This window comes from Deinococcus fonticola, from assembly GCF_004634215.1.
Classification (GTDB): Bacteria; Deinococcota; Deinococci; order Deinococcales; family Deinococcaceae; genus Deinococcus; species Deinococcus fonticola.
The window spans coordinates 24,844-39,637 of sequence record NZ_SMMH01000024.1 but is presented as its reverse complement, the minus strand read 5'-3'; the positions used below and the strand labels follow the sequence as shown (position 1 = coordinate 39,637).

Here is a 14,794-nt window from a genome sequence, read left to right as displayed (position 1 = left end):
AGATGATGGGTGAAGGGCGCAGCTTTCGTCAGAACTTCTCTCTCAGCCAGCGTTCCCAGTTGCCGTGGGCGACGTCTTCACGGTGCTCGGCGGGAATAGTCTCCAGGAAGCGCGGCACATCGCGGTAGGTTTCGATGGGGTCTGGCGAACCTTCCGCGCCGAAGCCGCCGTCCATGTCGGTGCCCAGGCCCAGGCGCTGCCAGCCGATGAGGCCAGCGTAATGCTGCGTGTGCGCGGCCAGGTCGCTCAGGGTCGGGCGCGGTTCGCCGCGCTTCCAGCCGCGCTTAATGAAGGAGTTGCAGAACACCAGGCCGATCATGCCGCCATGCTCGGCAATCGCCCTGACCATCTCGTCGGTCAGGTGGCGGTTGCCGTCGACCAGCGTGCGGGTGTTCGAGTGCGAGGCGATCATCTGCACGCCGATTTCGGCGGCGTCCCAGAAGGCGGCGTCGTCGAGGTGCGAGGCGTCCATGGTCAGCTGCAAGTCGTGCATGGCGCGAATCAGCTCCTGGCCCAGGTCGCTGAGAGGGCCGGGTGTTGCGGTGCCACCGGCAAAACGGGTTTTCTGCCAGGCCGGCCCGATCAGGCGCACGCCGCACTCCACCCAGAACGGCAGGTCGTCTGCGTCACGGATGGGGTCGGCGCCTTCCATCAGCAGCACGACGCCCAGTGGGGCCTGGGGCGTCCAGGTATCCAGGTGTTGCGCCACCGCCTGGCGCGTTTTCAGGATGCGGATCAAGCCCTGGTCTTCCCAGCGCTGGTACACCTCCAGATTCTGCAGGCCCTGCAGCCGCGCCCCGGCGTGGTCGGTGTAGCCGGGGAGGGTCGCGCCGGACATGCTGTTTTTGGCCTGCGGCATGCTAAAAATCGTGCCGAAGACCAGGCGTGCGCCGGCGGCCTGAAGTTCCCCGAAGGTCACGGTGGCCCGCTGTCCGGCCCCCTCAGCCACCTGGGCCAGCGGGTCGGCGGCCCGCAACTCGCTTAAGGTTAAACGCAGGTCACGGCCCTCCAGGGCGTTGTAAGCCAGGTCGAGGTGACCGTCTATCAGCCAGGGGCGCTGTTGCATGGGTTCATTCTCCACCTTTTGCGGCCCCCTTCTGCGGCGCGGGACTCGGAAAACTCAAAAAGTGGCCTCACGGGGACAGCTTCCCGTGGGGCCAGGGCGGGGGGCGCGGTTCACCGGATGCTGATGCTGACGCTGTTGCCGTCCTCGTCCTGCGCGTCGATGATTTTGCCGGTGGGCGGCTCAGCCTCGATGATCAGTTGCAGGGCCTCGATGGTCATGCCGGCTTTTTCCAGCGCCGCGCGCCCGTGTTCGGGAATGAGTTTGTGCAGGTGCGGCGCCAGGCTCATGGGCAGGTTGGCGTCGTAACTGTGGCCGTCTTCCGACTGCGCTTCGATGCGCAGAATGCGGTTGCTGGCGGCCTGTTTGTCGTAAGCGTACGAGTACGAGGGGGTTCCGATCACGGTGCGTTCCACTCCTTCCATGGCGCTGCCCACGGCGCGTTCTACGGTATCGGTAATGCGTTCCACCATGCCCTCGATGCCGCCCGCGCGGCGCCCACGCTGGGCGTGCCGTTCGGCGCGCGCAGCCTCGCGTTCGGCGTGGGCGGCGGCGCGTTCGGCCCAGGAAGCCTCGAAGGGAAAACCGGGTGGGCGGGGCGGACGCGGGGGTTGCGGCGGGGTGGGGGGCGTGTCTTTCAGGCCGCGCAGCAGCATCAGGTGCTCGGCGATCTGCGCGGTGTCGATGTCCTCGCGGTTCAGCAGCGAGTCCAGCAGTTCGCGGTCCGTGGTTTGCAGGGCCAGGCGGGTGTTCAGGGCGGCCAGCAGGGGCGCGGCGTCGTCCAGGGACAGTTTGCCGCTGCGGATCAGGTCGAGGATTCTCTTGATTTTCTCTTTCATGGTCGGGTGTCCTTGCGGGGTCAGAGGCGGGGTCAGGGAAGGTAGAGAGGCGTGGAGTACGGGCGGCCATAGGCGCCGGGCAGCGCGTACCTGCCGTACTCGGCGGCCAGGGCCTGTCTGGCCTGCCTGCGGGTGTACACCTGCTCGGCATCCGGAAACAGCAGCCACGTCTGGAGGCCCGTCCACCACCCAGGGTGCGGCCCGGTGAGTGCCTGCACCTGCTGCCCCCCAGATTGAACGGATGCCTGGACGGGTACCTGAACAGCTGTCAGGGCGCTGCGGACTCTGAGGCGGTACAGGTGGGCGCGGCGAATGATCCGGTAGCGTCCGGCAGGAACGGTGAGGCTCACGCTGATGCCGCGTTGCGTGGTGACGGCGCTGGTGACGTTCATCTCTTTCTCCTCAGGCTCAGGTCTCAGTGTTCAGTCAGGAGCTTGGTTCGGTCAGGAGCTTGATCTGACCGGCGGACACTTCGCAGCGCAGCAGGGCCTCGCCGCCGCCGAGTTGTCCGGTGTAGTGCGCTTCCATGAACCCGCCGCTTTTCTGCGTGGGAAACTCGGCCTTGAAGTTGCCCAGAGTCACTTCGGCGTCCACCCGCACGCTGCTGCCCGGCAGCAGGGTCAGGGTGGCGTTCCCGGCGTTGACCTCGGTGCGGTGGGTGCCGCCGCTCAGCAGGCCCGCCCAGCGCAGGTTGCCGCCGTTCACTTCGGCATCCAGCGTGGTGGCGTGCATCACCGTGATGTTGCCGCCGTTCACTTCCATTTTGGTGGGGCCGGCAATGTTCCCGGCGGTGAAGTTGCCGCCGTTCACTTCGGCGTTCAGGGTGCTGGCGGCACTCATGGTGACGTTGCCCCCGTTCACTTCCGCCCGCATTTCCCCGGCGATGTCGCCGAGGCTGAGGCTGCCGCCGTTGATCTCGACCTGCACGTGCTGCGGCTTGAAGGGCAGGGTCAGCACCGCCTTCAGGGAACTCCAGTCGCTGTGCCGAACGCGTTTCAGGCGCAGGCCGCTCGGCGTGGCCGTCAGGGCCAGTTCACCTTCGCGGTTGGCGCTCAGCGTGGGGGCATTCACGCTGCTGTCCTGCACCACGCTCAGGACATAGCCCTCGATTTCCAGATTCAGGTTCAGGCCAGGTGCCTCGCCGTCCTCTATGGCCTGCACGTACTGGGCAATGGTGTTGCTGGGCGGCGCAGGCGGGGTGTCGGTGCCTTCCAGCAGGTGGGCGGCCTCCTCGGCAGTGAGTTTGCCCTCGGTCACGAGACGCTGGACGTGTTCACGGAAGCTGCCTTGCGGGTGGGTGTCGTCAGTCATATCTTCCTCCTGAAAGAATTGAAACACGAGCTTGATAAATTGTCAAACACAGTTTTATATATGCTAAAGACGATTTGAAAAAGAGCGTGTGGGGCGTGTTTTTTGAAGGGCGGGTATCGAGTCTGAAATCAGATGTAAAGCTAGGCTTTCAAATCGTTGAAGTCTGGCTTGCAAAGGCTCCTCTTTTAGAAACCTGTGGCTCATCACTGCGGCAACAGGGTGAATCCGCTGGACAGGAGAGGACGCTGCTTTCCAGAACAGTCGCCTTTCCTGCTCTTCGGGACGCGCAGCGCTGCGCCGCAGGAAGCGAGGGGTATCCTCTTTGCCGTGACTTCTCCCTTGCCTGAACTGACGCCCGCACAGCGCACCGAAGTGGAGCTGCTGGCGCGTGGCAAACAGGAAAAAAGCCGCACTCTGCGCGAACTGAATCTGCCGGAAACGCCGCAGGCCGCCCACGCGCTGCTGCTGCAACTGGGGGTCTGGTCGGAGGCCCGCACGCCTTACGCCGACCGCCTGCACGCGGCCCTGCACCCACTCGACCTCCCGGTGCCCGACTTCGCGCCCGAGGAACGCCTTGACCTGACGCACCTGCCCGTCTTTGCCATAGACGATGAGGGCAACAAAGACCCGGACGACGCGGTGGGCATCGAGGAGATCGGCGGGGGCCTGACGCGGCTGTGGGTGCACGTGGCGGACGTGGCCGCGCTGGTACCGCCGGACAGTGCGCTGGACGTGGAAGCCCGGGCCAGGGGCGCGACGCTGTACCTGCCGGACCAGACCATCGGCATGCTGCCGGACGCGCTGGTGCACAAGGCCGGGCTGGGGCTCCACGAGACCACGCCGGCGCTGTCCATTTCGCTTGACCTCGATGCCGACGGCAACGCCGACGCGGTGGATGTCGTGCTGAGCACGGTTCGCGTCCAGCGGCTGACTTACAGCGAGGCCCAGGCCAACCTCGAGGCGGGCGAGGAACCCTTCGTGACCCTGGCCCGACTGGCCCGCGCCAGCCGCACGCTGCGCGAATCGGAGGGGGCGCTGAGCATCGATCTGCCGGAGGTGCGCGTCAAGGCCGACGAGGCGAGTGCGGCGGTGTGGCCGTTGCCGAAACCGGAGATGCGCCAGGTGGTGCAGGAGTGCATGACCCTGGCCGGCTGGGGAGCCGCGATTTTTGCCGACGACAATGAAATCCCCTTGCCCTTTGCCACGCAGGACTACCCCACGCGCGAGGTGAGCGGCGACACCCTGAGCGCCCACTGGGCGCGGCGCAAGACGCTGGCCCGCACGCGTTTTCAACCGTCGCCGGGGCCGCACCACGGCATGGGCCTCGACCTGTACGCGCAGGTGACCAGCCCCATGCGCCGTTACCTGGACCTGGTGGTGCACCAGCAGCTCCGGGCGTTCCTGGCGGGAACCGAACCGATGAGCAGCAAGGTGATGGCGTCTCACATTGCCCAGGCCCAGCTGAACGCCGACGGCACGCGGCAGGCAGAACGCCTCAGCCGCCGCCACCACACCCTGCGCTTTATCGCGGCGCAGCCCGGGCGGGTGTGGGACGCCGTGATCGTGGACAGGCGCGGCCCACAGGCCACCGTGCTGATTCCTGATCTGGCCTTCGACGTGCCCATGAGCACCCCGGAACCCGCTGGAACGGCGCTGAAAGTGCAGTTCGCGGACGTGAACCTGCCCAACATGACCGTGCGGGCCCGCCGGGCTGTTGAGAACCCGTCCCAGTAAGTTCCGTCCAGCCGGAATGACACGCCCCTATTTCGCCCACTCCAAAAAAACAACGTCCGGCACGTCTGAAACCTGCTTCAGCTTGCATTCAATTTCTCCTCATTCTGCTTAAACTGCCAGGTATGAGCGCCCCCAGCAGCGTCACCTGTGACATCGTGACCCTCCGCATGACACACTGCCGGGCCGAACAGGCTGCCCGCCTGGCGCAGTACCACCTGGCCGTGATGCACTACCGCACCTGCCTGGAAGTCGCGGAGTTGCGGCAGGACGCGCAGGCCACGCAGTTCTTTGCGCTGAAACTGGCCGACTGCTACGAACGCATGGGCCTGCGCCACAAGGCCCAGGGGTTTCAGACGCTTGCCAGCAGCAACGACGATTTCCTGACGCTGCTGTGCGACTGAGCCGTTCTCTGTGAATCTGCCCGGGCTGCTGGCAGCATCTCGCCGGCCACGCTACAGCCCACAATGTGAGGGCGTGAATCAGGTGGCGTCAGCCCCTTTTCAGGCAGGGCGGGCACGCTGAGGGCATGAAAGCCCTCGCCTTCACCTTGCTGTTGACCAGTTCCTTTGCCTCTGCCGCCACCGTGACCCTGCAGCGCGGGCAGACGGGCATGCTGGGAAGGCAGCAGGTCACGGTCATCAGCGTGCAGGACAACCGCTGTCCCATGAACGCCCGCTGTATTCGCGCCGGGGAGCTGATTGCCAAAGTCCTGGTGAAGCAGGAGGGCCGGTGGCGGTTTTTAACCCTTCAGACCCCGGAAAATGCCGGAACGGTCTGGGCCGGCCTGAGAATTGCCGACGCGGCCGGCAAGCTCACGACCGACCGCACCCCTGTGCAAATTACCTTCACGGATGAAAAACTGAGCACCAGATGAAAAAACGATCCACGCTGCTGCTCCCGCTTCTCGCTTCGGGCCTGCTGGCCTCCTGCACCATGATTCGCCCGGCTCAGTTGACCCTGAGTGCCGGCCAGACCGGCAAACTGGGTTTCCAGACGGTCACGCTGCTGAAGGTGCTCGACAGCCGCTGCCCGCCCGGCAGCCAGTGCGCTTGGTCCGGCGACGTGGCCGCCGAGGTGCGGGTGCTCAAGGGCCGTGAAACGAAAACCCTGACCCTGCGCCTGCCGAATGACCCGCAGGCCGAGTGGGCGGGCCTGCGCATCCTGAATGCCACGCAGGGTGAGCCGGTGCAAGTCACGTTCACGGACCGCAAGCCCTGAGGAGTCCCTTGCTGCTCCAGTGAACAGTGCCGGAGGGGTGGGCCTGCCAGAATAGGCGCATGAGTTTATTTGACGGTTTAGTTGATGTGGCCATTGTGGGGGCCGGCCCGGTGGGGCTGGCGGCGGCCATCGCCTGTAAACGCGCCGGCCTCAGTTACGTGGTGCTGGAAAAGGGATGCGTGGTGAACGCCATCTTCGAGTACCCCACGTACATGTCGTTCTTCACGACTGCGCCGGAACTGGAGATCGGGAATCACCCGATGGTGACCGGGCACGACAAACCGGATCGCCGCGACGCGCTGATGTACTACCGCCTGGTGACGCAGCGCGAGAACCTGAACGTGCGCCAGTACACCGAGGTGAAGAGGGTTCACGCGGCCCCGGCCGGCTTCACGCTGGAAATCGAGGCCCAGGACGGCGAGAGCGGCGTGATCGAGGCGCGGCGCGTGGTGGTCGCCACCGGGTACTACGACAATCCGCTGTTCATGGGCATTCCCGGTGAAGACAGCGAGAACGTCTCGCACTACTACACCGAGGCGCACCCCTTCATGGGCCTGAACGTGACCGTGATCGGCGCGGGCAACAGTGCCGCCGACGCCGCCCTGGACCTGTGGCGCAGCGGCGTGAACGTTACCCTGGTCGTGCGCGATTCCGAACTGAAGAAGACCATCAAGTACTGGGTGCGGCCCGACCTGGAAAACCGCATCAAGGAGGGCAGCATCGCCGCCCACTTCAATTCGAGGGTCGTGGACATCCAGCCGGAGCACGTGGTGGTGCAAAAAGAGGACGGCAGCACCTGGAATCTCCCCACGCACTTTACCTTCGCGCTGACCGGCTACCGCCCGGACCTGTCGTTCCTGAATGGGCTGAACCTGGCGCAACACCCCGACGAGTGCCTGGTACTGAGCGAGCATTACGAGAGCACGGTGCCGGGCCTGTTCGTGGTGGGGTCGGCGGGCTTCGCCGGCAAGACCAACCAGGTGTTCATCGAGAACGGGCGTTTTCACGCCGACCTGGCGGTCGCGGAAATCGAGCGGCAACTTCAGCAGCAACTTGCCTAACGGAGCGTCAGGCGGTCTTCACGGAAGCGCCTTGCGGGCGTGAAATACTGCGCGGCATGATGTTTAACCGCCGCGCCGCCCTGCTCCTGAGCGGGGTACTGCTGGTCACCAGCACGCCCGTGTCCGCCCAGACGCCCCCCCCTGCCGTTCCGGCGGCTCCGGCTCCAGCTACTCCAGCCCCGGCCACTCCAACCACGCCGCCCCCCGCCGCCCCTGCCCCGGCCGCGCCAACCGCCGCGCCCACCATGGCCAGCGGCCCCCTGCTGGTCACCGTGCAGGCGCAGATTCCGGCCCTGATCGACGGCAAGAAGACCACCACCGCGTTTGTCCGCACCCTGAGCATTCCGGTGGAACGCGCCGCGCAGATTCGCAAGGCCGGAAAGATCACCGCCAGCCTGGACGCCGAACTGAACCGCTTCATGGACATGCTGGAAAAAGTCGGTGAGGACGCCCGCTTCATGCAGGTGGACGATGGAACGCAGTGGGCCGTGGTGCAGCGCAACAACCTGAAGATCGACCGGGAAGCCACGCGCGCCAACGTGCTGGCTGTGCTGAAAGACCGCTTTGCCGTGCAGGCCGCGGTGGTCGTGACCGGGCAGACGCCGCCCAAACGCACGCTGGATTTCTTCGTGCAAAAAGGCATCACGAATTTCCTGGCGACCGGACAGACCAGCTACGACGGCAGCAGCCCCGAACGCATCACCAACATTCACGTGGGCGCCAGAAACTTCAAGGATCGCCTGTTCGAGGGCAAGACCTTCTCGTTCAACCAGATGATCGGGCCGATCAGCACCCGCAGCGGGTACGTGGCCGGCCTGGTCATCGCGGGCGACCAGACCGCCAGCGGCGTGGGCGGCGGCATCTGCCAGGTCAGCACCACGGTGTTCCGCACGCTGTACGGCGCGGGCCTGCCCATCGTGCAGCGCCAGAACCACTCCTACCAGGTGTACTACTACGCCCCGCAGGGCCTGGACGCCACCATCTACCAGCCCAGCCTGGACCTGAAGTTCAGCAACGACACCGGCGGGGCGTTGTGGTTTCAGACCGACTGGGACGACCAGGAGAAAGTCCTGAGCATCAGCGTGTTCGGCAAAGCCCCGAAATATGACGTGGTCGTGGACGCACCCAAGACCCTGAGCACCACCCCCAGCCCCAAAGACCGCTTCATCAATGACCCCAGCATGAAACTCGGCGAGCGCAAACAGGTGGACTGGGCCGCGCCCGGCGCCGTCATCGAGGTGACCCGCCGCTTCCTGAAAGGCGGCCAGGAAGTCAAGAAAGACACCCTGAAAAGCACCTACCGCCCCTGGCCCAACATCTTCCGGGTGGGCACCCGGAAATAAGAGGCTGTGGGCAAAAGCGCCAGCCGCAGCAAAGGCTGGCGTTTCGTTTATTCCACTCCTACCGCTTGTCGCCCACGTGAATGGCCGCGATTCCGAAGGTGAGCAGCTTGTAGCGCGTCCTGAAGCCGGTGGCCCGCATCAGCCCGGCCAGGCGCTCGGGTTCCGGAAAGGCCAGGGTGCTTTCGGGCAGGTAGCTGTACGCTTCCTTGTTTCCGCTGACCAGCCCGCCGATGCGCGGCAGCACCTGCTGGAAGTAGAAGCGGAACAGCTGGCCGAACAGGTCTTTCTTTGGTGGCGGGAATTCCAGGATGACCACCCGCCCGCCCGGTTTCAGCACCCGCCACATTTCCGCGAAACCCCGCGCGTAATCCGCGAAGTTCCGGAACCCGAACGAGCACGTCACCGCATCAAAATGGTTGTCCGGGTAAGGCAGGTTCAGGGCGTCCCCCTGCTCCAGCTGAATCTCCAGGCCTTTCGCCCGAACCTTCTCCCGCCCGATCTCCAGCATGGCCGGCACGAAATCGCTGCCGATCACCTCGGCGTGCGGGGCGGCCCGTTTCAACTCGATGGCGAAATCGGCCGTGCCGGTCGCCACGTCCAGAAGGCGCTGCGGGTCATGCGCCAGGGCCAGCGCCACCGCTTCGCGGCGCCACAGCCGGTCGACCCCCAGGCTGAGGGTACGGTTCAGCAGGTCGTACGTCGGGGCGATGCTGGCGAACATGGCCTGCACGTCCTCACCTTTGTCTTGCCTGTCCCCCACCGGGGGTTTTTTTGGAAGCGGCGTCACAGCACGCATGATAGGCCGCGCCCGCGCCGCTGGTGTCCTGCGGTGAGTAAACCGTAAGGCCCCGGCCCTTACCCTGACCCCATGGGTTTGCAGGGGCGTTACGGCAACATCACGCACGGCCTGGACTTACAGGGCACCTTCGACGGCCAGGAGTTCACGGGCCGCATCGGCTCATTCACTGGTGGCATAGACGTGAAATTCACCAGCGGCGGCGCGGGCCTGGTCGGGCGTGTGGGCGGGGTCACGCGTGGTTTCGACCTCAGCGCCAGCGTGCAGGGCCGCCGCCTGGTCATTCACCTGGGCGGCCTGACCGACGGCACCGACGCCTGGCTGGACTTCACCGACGACGGCGCCAATGGGCACTACGGCACCTTCACCGCCGGGCAGGACATCAGCCTGCGCCACTACGCTGGGGAAGTGCGCGGACGTGTGGGGGGGTACACCAGCGGCCGCGACTTCCGCCTGGACCTGAATGACGTGCCGCTGCCGCTGGGCGTGCTGCTGGTGGTGTGCGCCGTACGGATAGAGGACGCGAGAGCCTGAGAACTCAGCGGCACCCGTTTAGTTCGTTCCTGTGCCTGCTCTGGTCGGCTTTCACCGTTATTCCATCACGGCCCAACCGGAATCAGTCTTCCAGCTGCGGGGCCCAGGCCACGCCGTTGATGTGCCCGCCGCCGTCCACGAACAGGCTGTTGCCGGTCAGGTAACGGCTGCCCTCACTGGCCAGGAACACCGCGACCGGGGCAATGTCCTGCAGGGGATCACCCAGGCGGCCCATGGGGTTCATGGCGTTGGCCATGACTTCCAGTTGCGGGTTGGCCGCGAACACGGCGCGGCTGGCGGCGGTCTTGGCGCCGGGCAGAATGGCGTTGGCGGTGATGCCATAGGGCGCCCACTCGCGCGCGGCGCTGCGTGTGGCGGCCCGCAGTGCCTCCTTGGCGGTGTTGTACTCGAAGGTGCCCATGTGGGCGTTCACGCCGTTCAGCGAGCACATGTTGATGATGCGGCCGTACCCGCGTTCCCGCATCTGGCGGTACGCGGCCCGCATGGCCCACCACGGCCCGGTGAAGCCCAGCGCGACCGCGTGCGCCAGTTGCTCGGGCGCCTTGTGCTCGGCGCGGCTCAGCGTTCCGCCGCCCCAGGCGTTGTTGACCAGAATGTCCAGCTGGCCCCAGCGGTTCACGGCCTCCTGCACCATGCGTTCGTTGTCCGCCTGGCTGGCCGCGTCACTGTGCAGGAAAAAGGTCTGGTCGCCCAGGTCGCGCTGCGCCTGCTGGCCCAGTTCCTCGTTCAGTTCGGCCAGCAGCACGCGCGCTCCCTCGGCCACGAAGGCCTCGGCGACAGCCCGCCCGATTCCGTCCCCGGCACCCGTGATAATGGCGACCCGCCCGGCCAGCTGCCCCGCTGCTAAATTGGTCATGCCGCTACTCTATATGCCCCTGAGGGGCTGGTCAGGCAGAATTGCCCGGCGTGGCGGGGGCCTGCATGTTCGCTTCCACCTGCGTGGCCTGAATGGCCGTCAGGGCGATGGTGTACACGATGTCGTCCACCAGGGCGCCGCGCGAGAGGTCGTTCACGGGCTTGCGCAGGCCCTGGAGCATCGGGCCGACCGCGACCACGCCCGCGCTGCGCTGCACGGCCTTGTAGGTGGTGTTGCCGGTGTTCAGGTCCGGGAAGATGAACACGGTGGCGCGTCCGGCCACCGGGCTGTCCGGGGCCTTCTGCCTGCCGACGCTCAGGACGCTGGCGGCGTCGTATTGCAGGGGGCCATCCACGGTGATGTCGGGGCGGCGTTCCTTGACCAGGCGGGTGGCTTCCTTGACCTTGTCCACGTCCTGGCCGCTGCCGCTTTCGCCGGTGCTGTAACTGATCATGGCAACGCGCACCGGCAGGCCGAACGCCTGGGCGCTGTCGGCACTCTGAATGGCGATGTCCGCGAGTTCCTCGGCATTGGGGTTGGGATTGATGGCGGCGTCCCCGTACACCAGCACCTGTTCGGGCATCAGCATGAAAAAGATGCTGCTGACCAGCGACGCGCCGGGCGCCGTCTTGATGAGTTGCAGCGCGGGCCGCACGGTGTTCGCGGTGGTGTGCACCGCGCCGGACACCAGCCCGTCCACCTCACCCAGGGCCAGCATCATGGTGCCCAGCACCACGCTGTCCTCCAGTTGCGCGAGCGCCTGCGGTTCGGTCAGGCCCTTGCTGCGGCGCAGCTCCACCATGGGGGCCACGTAGCGCTGGCGCACACTGTCCGGGTCGAGGATTTCCAGGCCCGCCGGGATGTCCAGGCCCTGCCCCTGCGCGACCTGTTTGACCCGCTCGGGTTTGGCCAGCAGCACGCAGCGGGCAATGCCCTTCTCGGCGCAGCGGATGGCGGCCTTCACGGTGCGCGGCTCGTCGCCTTCGGGCAGCACGATGCGTTTGCCCGCCGCCCTGGCCTTCTGAATCAGTTCGTAGCGGAAGGCGCTGGGGGGCAATCGGCGTTCCCCGTCCGGGCGCGGCGTGCGAATGCGGGCGCCCAGCGGCACGGTGTCGAGCCGGTCGGCAATGAAATCCAGCATCCGGTCCATGCGGCCCGGGTCGTCGTGCGGCACGCGCGCGTCCATGCTGGCCAGCAGCGAAGCCGTCTGAAACGAATTGGTCGGCACGCGCATCACCGGCAGGGTGCTGGTCAGCGCCGCGTTGCAGAGCTGCTGAATGCTGTCCTCGGGGGTGCTGCCCGAGGTATACACCAGCCCCGCCAGCGGCACGCCGCTGAGGTGGCACAGCGCGGCGGCCATGATCACGTCCTCGCGGTCGGCGGGCGTGACGATCAATGCCCCCGGCCCGAACAGGTGCGCCATTTTCGGCACGGTGCGGGCGGTGACCACCGGACTCGCCACGCGCCGCAGCTCCATTTCCCCGGCGTTCACCACCTCGGCCTTCAGGTGGCGGGCGATGTCCAGGGTGCGCCCCTGGCGCAGCGTTTCCGACAGGCTCACCACGCCCAGCAGCGGCAGTTCCCCGCTGGCCAGCACCTGACTGCGGGCGCGCAGCTCGGCCATCAGCGTGCCGAAATCCAGTTCCCTGGGCGCGAAGTTCAGCACGAAGCCCGCCAGGCCCGTACCGTCACTGCGGCGGTAGTTCTGCGCGGCGATCTCCAGTTCGTCGGCCAGTTCCGCCGCCGACACGTTCGCCAGGCTGCTGACCAGCACCGTGTCGGCCTCCAGGTTGCGGGCCAGCGCGGCGTTCAGCGGCCCGGCGTACACGTTGCGCTCGGTCAGGGCAATGCCCTCGGCGATCAGGACGTCCACGCCCTCCCCCACCGCGCCGCGCGACAGGGCGATGACCTGCTCCATCAATTCCTCGTCCGCGCCGTGGCTCAGCATCTCCTCGGCCCGCGTCAGGTCGATGGGGTCCGGCGGGTTCAGGTGAGAGACGCTGCGCGCAAACTGCACGCTGTCGTCGGCGCTGCGCTCATGCGTCTGGGCAATCGGCTTGAGAAACGCCACCCGCAACCCCTGACGCTCCAGCGCGCGCGTCAGCCCCAGCGCCGTACTCGACAGCCCCACCCCATTGCGGGTCGGCGCGATAAAAAGTGTTTTCATGGACTTCTCCTTCGCAGAGCCTGTCGCTCGTGACTTGTGGCCTGTAGAGGCTCAGGCGCCCGCTTCAGCTTTTTCTGCACGGGTTACGGGTTCAGGGCCACCAGCCGCATCGTTTCCCGCGCGATCATCAGTTCCTCGTTGGTGTTCACGACCAGGGCGGGCGTGCTGCCGGGGGTGGTGATAAGGCCGCCCTGGCCGCGCACGGCCTGCTGGTTGGCGTGTTCGTCGAGTTTGAAGCCCAGCAGGCCGAGGTGACCCAGGGTGCGGGCGCGCACCAGCTCGCTGTTCTCCCCGATTCCGCCGGTAAACACCAGGGCGTCGAGTCGGCCCAGCGGCACGCTGAGGGCGGCCACCGTCTTGGCGAGGCGGTAGATGAACAGGTCGAGGGCCAGCGCGGCGCGTTCGTGGCCCCGCGCGGCGGCGGCCTCCAGTTCGCGCATGTCGTTGGTGAGGCCAGAGACCCCCAGTAGCCCGCTTTCCTTGTTAAGGGCGGTCATGATCTGCGTCAGCGTCAAGCCGGCCTGGCGGGCCATGAAGTCGTGCAGGCCCGGGTCGACGTCGCCGCTGCGGGTGCCCATGACCAGCCCTTCGAGCGGCGTGAAGCCCATGCTGCTGTCCACGCTCTGGCCGCCCCGGACGGCGGTGGCGCTGCACCCGTTGCCCAGGTGCGCGGTGACCAGGTTCAGGTCTTCCAGCGGCTTGCCCAGCATCTTGGCGGCTTCCTGCGCCACGTACTGGTGGCTGGTGCCGTGAAAGCCGTAGCGGCGCACGCCGTGCTGGGTGTACCAGCTTTCCGGCACGGCGTAGCGGTAGGCCACAGGGGGCATGGTCTGGTGGAAGGCCGTGTCGAACACGCCCACCTGCGGCAGGTTCGGAAAGGCCAGCTGCGCCGCCTCGATTCCGGCGATGTTGGGCGGGTTGTGCAGCGGCGCCAGGGGAATGCACTCGCGCAGGGCCGCCATCACTTCCGGCGTCAGCAGCACCGAGCCGCTGAATTTCTCACCGCCGTGCACCACGCGGTGACCGACAGCTTGCACCTCCTGGCGAACATTCAGGGCGTCGAGTTCTCCGGCGATCAGCCCAAAAGCCGAGGCGTAGGTGCCGTCTTTGAGCGTCACCTGCTTCTTCTCGCCGCCTGTTTTCAGGGTGGCGGACGCGGCGTCCGACCCCAGGCGCTCGGTCAGGCCGGAGAGGCGCACTTCGCTGGAGCGCGGGTCGAGCAGGGCAAATTTCACACTGCTCGACCCGCTGTTTAAAACCAGAGTCAACATGACGCCTTATTGTCGCTCAAAAAGGTCAGCGGATTCGCGTGACCTCGCGCACTTCCGGCTGGCCGTCCACGTGCGCGAAACGTAGGATGGGGGCGGGCTGGTAATCGGCGTACAGTCCCTCGCCCCACTCGACGACACTCAGGCGACTGCCCGAGATCAGGTCGTCCAGATCCATGTCGTACAGTTCGCCCACGTCGCGCACGCGGTAGGCGTCCACGTGCAGCACCTGTCCCTGCGCGGTGGGGTACACGTGCATCAGCGCGTAGGTGGGACTGGTCACACTGTCACGGAAGCCCAGGGCGCCGACCAGCCCCTGCGTAAACGACGTTTTGCCCGCGCCCAGCTCGCCTTCCAGAAACAGCAGGGCGCCGGTCGGCAGGGCCAGCGCAAAGGCCGCGCCCAGCGCCTGCTGCTCTTCCAGGCCGCGCAGCAGGCGCGTTTCACCCGTGTTCAGCGGCAGGTTCAGGGGCAAGCTCACGCGGCCGACTCATACCAACTGCGGTGATATCGCTGCTTCCCGGCGATATCACCCGACTGGAAGGAGAAGCAAAAAATACGCGCTGCGGGACTGGCACAGCGG

General features: G+C 66.4%; 17 protein-coding genes. 8 read left to right on the top strand and 9 right to left on the bottom strand.

The window, feature by feature from the left end; all coding sequences use genetic code 11:
- Nucleotides 1-28: 28 nt before the first annotated feature.
- The 4 genes from E5Z01_RS13725 to E5Z01_RS13710 form a co-directional block, all read right to left on the bottom strand.
- Nucleotides 29-1,066, bottom strand: coding sequence for a dipeptidase (locus E5Z01_RS13725; protein ID WP_135229877.1), 1,038 nt, complete (start codon nt 1,064-1,066; stop codon nt 29-31).
- A gap of 110 nt (nt 1,067-1,176) precedes the next feature.
- A complete protein-coding gene (locus E5Z01_RS13720) occupies nt 1,177-1,902 on the bottom strand; it encodes an SHOCT-like domain-containing protein (protein ID WP_135229876.1) in 726 nt (241 codons plus the stop codon).
- Nucleotides 1,903-1,934: 32 nt separating this feature from the next.
- Entirely contained in the window at nt 1,935-2,294 is a 360-nt protein-coding gene (locus tag E5Z01_RS13715) for a hypothetical protein (RefSeq protein WP_135229875.1), read from the bottom strand.
- A gap of 34 nt (nt 2,295-2,328) precedes the next feature.
- Nucleotides 2,329-3,213 carry a DUF4097 family beta strand repeat-containing protein gene (locus E5Z01_RS13710; protein WP_135229874.1) on the bottom strand — a complete coding sequence of 295 codons (885 nt, stop codon included), beginning with the start codon at nt 3,211-3,213 and terminating at the stop codon, nt 2,329-2,331.
- 74 nt (nt 3,214-3,287) lie between these two features.
- Between E5Z01_RS13710 and E5Z01_RS13705 the strand changes: the two genes are divergently transcribed.
- The 7 genes from E5Z01_RS13705 (at nt 3,288) to E5Z01_RS13675 (ending at nt 8,569) form a co-directional block, all read left to right on the top strand.
- The gene (locus E5Z01_RS13705; RefSeq protein WP_135229873.1) at nt 3,288-3,560 is read left to right on the top strand and encodes a hypothetical protein; all 273 of its coding nucleotides are present in this window, start codon (nt 3,288-3,290) and stop codon (nt 3,558-3,560) included.
- Complete coding sequence (locus tag E5Z01_RS13700) at nt 3,541-4,947, top strand: RNB domain-containing ribonuclease (protein ID WP_167757924.1); 1,407 nt, start codon at nt 3,541-3,543, stop codon at nt 4,945-4,947. Before E5Z01_RS13705 ends, E5Z01_RS13700 begins: the two co-directional genes overlap by 20 nt.
- A 122-nt stretch (nt 4,948-5,069) precedes the next feature.
- Complete coding sequence (locus tag E5Z01_RS13695; protein ID WP_119764225.1) at nt 5,070-5,348, top strand: hypothetical protein; 279 nt, start codon at nt 5,070-5,072, stop codon at nt 5,346-5,348.
- A gap of 125 nt (nt 5,349-5,473) precedes the next feature.
- A complete protein-coding gene (locus E5Z01_RS13690; RefSeq protein ID WP_233554585.1) occupies nt 5,474-5,821 on the top strand; it encodes a hypothetical protein in 348 nt (115 codons plus the stop codon).
- Nucleotides 5,818-6,165 carry a hypothetical protein gene (locus E5Z01_RS13685; protein ID WP_119764223.1) on the top strand — a complete coding sequence of 116 codons (348 nt, stop codon included), beginning with the start codon at nt 5,818-5,820 and terminating at the stop codon, nt 6,163-6,165. The genes E5Z01_RS13690 and E5Z01_RS13685 overlap by 4 nt, the downstream gene beginning before the upstream one ends.
- A gap of 59 nt (nt 6,166-6,224) precedes the next feature.
- Nucleotides 6,225-7,226, top strand: coding sequence for a YpdA family putative bacillithiol disulfide reductase (locus tag E5Z01_RS13680; RefSeq protein ID WP_135229872.1), 1,002 nt, complete (start codon nt 6,225-6,227; stop codon nt 7,224-7,226).
- Between the two features lie 56 nt (nt 7,227-7,282).
- A complete protein-coding gene (locus E5Z01_RS13675) occupies nt 7,283-8,569 on the top strand; it encodes a VanW family protein (RefSeq protein WP_135229871.1) in 1,287 nt (428 codons plus the stop codon).
- A gap of 58 nt (nt 8,570-8,627) precedes the next feature.
- Here E5Z01_RS13675 and ubiE read toward each other — a convergent pair whose 3' ends face one another.
- Nucleotides 8,628-9,356: a bifunctional demethylmenaquinone methyltransferase/2-methoxy-6-polyprenyl-1,4-benzoquinol methylase UbiE gene (gene ubiE, locus E5Z01_RS13670; RefSeq protein WP_276321254.1), complete on the bottom strand. Its 729-nt coding sequence runs from the start codon at nt 9,354-9,356 to the stop codon at nt 8,628-8,630.
- A gap of 81 nt (nt 9,357-9,437) precedes the next feature.
- Between ubiE and E5Z01_RS13665 the strand changes: the two genes are divergently transcribed.
- Nucleotides 9,438-9,899: a hypothetical protein gene (locus E5Z01_RS13665; RefSeq protein WP_135229869.1), complete on the top strand. Its 462-nt coding sequence runs from the start codon at nt 9,438-9,440 to the stop codon at nt 9,897-9,899.
- Between the two features lie 82 nt (nt 9,900-9,981).
- On the opposite strand, the gene E5Z01_RS13660 is transcribed toward E5Z01_RS13665, so the two are convergent.
- From E5Z01_RS13660 to tsaE, 4 genes are all read right to left on the bottom strand, one after another.
- Nucleotides 9,982-10,776 carry an SDR family NAD(P)-dependent oxidoreductase gene (locus E5Z01_RS13660; protein WP_119764214.1) on the bottom strand — a complete coding sequence of 265 codons (795 nt, stop codon included), beginning with the start codon at nt 10,774-10,776 and terminating at the stop codon, nt 9,982-9,984.
- A 31-nt stretch (nt 10,777-10,807) separates the two neighbouring features.
- The gene (gene pta, locus E5Z01_RS13655; protein WP_135229868.1) at nt 10,808-12,943 is read right to left on the bottom strand and encodes a phosphate acetyltransferase; all 2,136 of its coding nucleotides are present in this window, start codon (nt 12,941-12,943) and stop codon (nt 10,808-10,810) included.
- An 83-nt stretch (nt 12,944-13,026) separates the two neighbouring features.
- Nucleotides 13,027-14,214 carry an acetate kinase gene (locus tag E5Z01_RS13650; protein WP_135229867.1) on the bottom strand — a complete coding sequence of 396 codons (1,188 nt, stop codon included), beginning with the start codon at nt 14,212-14,214 and terminating at the stop codon, nt 13,027-13,029.
- Nucleotides 14,215-14,239: 25 nt separating this feature from the next.
- Entirely contained in the window at nt 14,240-14,692 is a 453-nt protein-coding gene (gene tsaE / locus E5Z01_RS13645; protein WP_135229866.1) for a tRNA (adenosine(37)-N6)-threonylcarbamoyltransferase complex ATPase subunit type 1 TsaE, read from the bottom strand.
- Nucleotides 14,693-14,794: the final 102 nt, after the last annotated feature.

Coding starts and splice junctions, on each gene's coding strand:
- E5Z01_RS13725 (WP_135229877.1), bottom strand. CDS start 1,066: ATGCAACAGCGCCCCTGGCTGATAGACGGTCACCTCGACCTGGCTTAC.
- E5Z01_RS13720 (WP_135229876.1), bottom strand. CDS start 1,902: ATGAAAGAGAAAATCAAGAGAATCCTCGACCTGATCCGCAGCGGCAAA.
- E5Z01_RS13715 (WP_135229875.1), bottom strand. CDS start 2,294: ATGAACGTCACCAGCGCCGTCACCACGCAACGCGGCATCAGCGTGAGC.
- E5Z01_RS13710 (WP_135229874.1), bottom strand. CDS start 3,213: ATGACTGACGACACCCACCCGCAAGGCAGCTTCCGTGAACACGTCCAG.
- E5Z01_RS13695 (WP_119764225.1), top strand. CDS start 5,070: ATGAGCGCCCCCAGCAGCGTCACCTGTGACATCGTGACCCTCCGCATG.
- E5Z01_RS13690 (WP_233554585.1), top strand. CDS start 5,474: ATGAAAGCCCTCGCCTTCACCTTGCTGTTGACCAGTTCCTTTGCCTCT.
- E5Z01_RS13685 (WP_119764223.1), top strand. CDS start 5,818: ATGAAAAAACGATCCACGCTGCTGCTCCCGCTTCTCGCTTCGGGCCTG.
- E5Z01_RS13680 (WP_135229872.1), top strand. CDS start 6,225: ATGAGTTTATTTGACGGTTTAGTTGATGTGGCCATTGTGGGGGCCGGC.
- E5Z01_RS13675 (WP_135229871.1), top strand. CDS start 7,283: ATGATGTTTAACCGCCGCGCCGCCCTGCTCCTGAGCGGGGTACTGCTG.
- E5Z01_RS13665 (WP_135229869.1), top strand. CDS start 9,438: ATGGGTTTGCAGGGGCGTTACGGCAACATCACGCACGGCCTGGACTTA.
- E5Z01_RS13660 (WP_119764214.1), bottom strand. CDS start 10,776: ATGACCAATTTAGCAGCGGGGCAGCTGGCCGGGCGGGTCGCCATTATC.
- pta (WP_135229868.1), bottom strand. CDS start 12,943: ATGAAAACACTTTTTATCGCGCCGACCCGCAATGGGGTGGGGCTGTCG.
- E5Z01_RS13650 (WP_135229867.1), bottom strand. CDS start 14,214: ATGTTGACTCTGGTTTTAAACAGCGGGTCGAGCAGTGTGAAATTTGCC.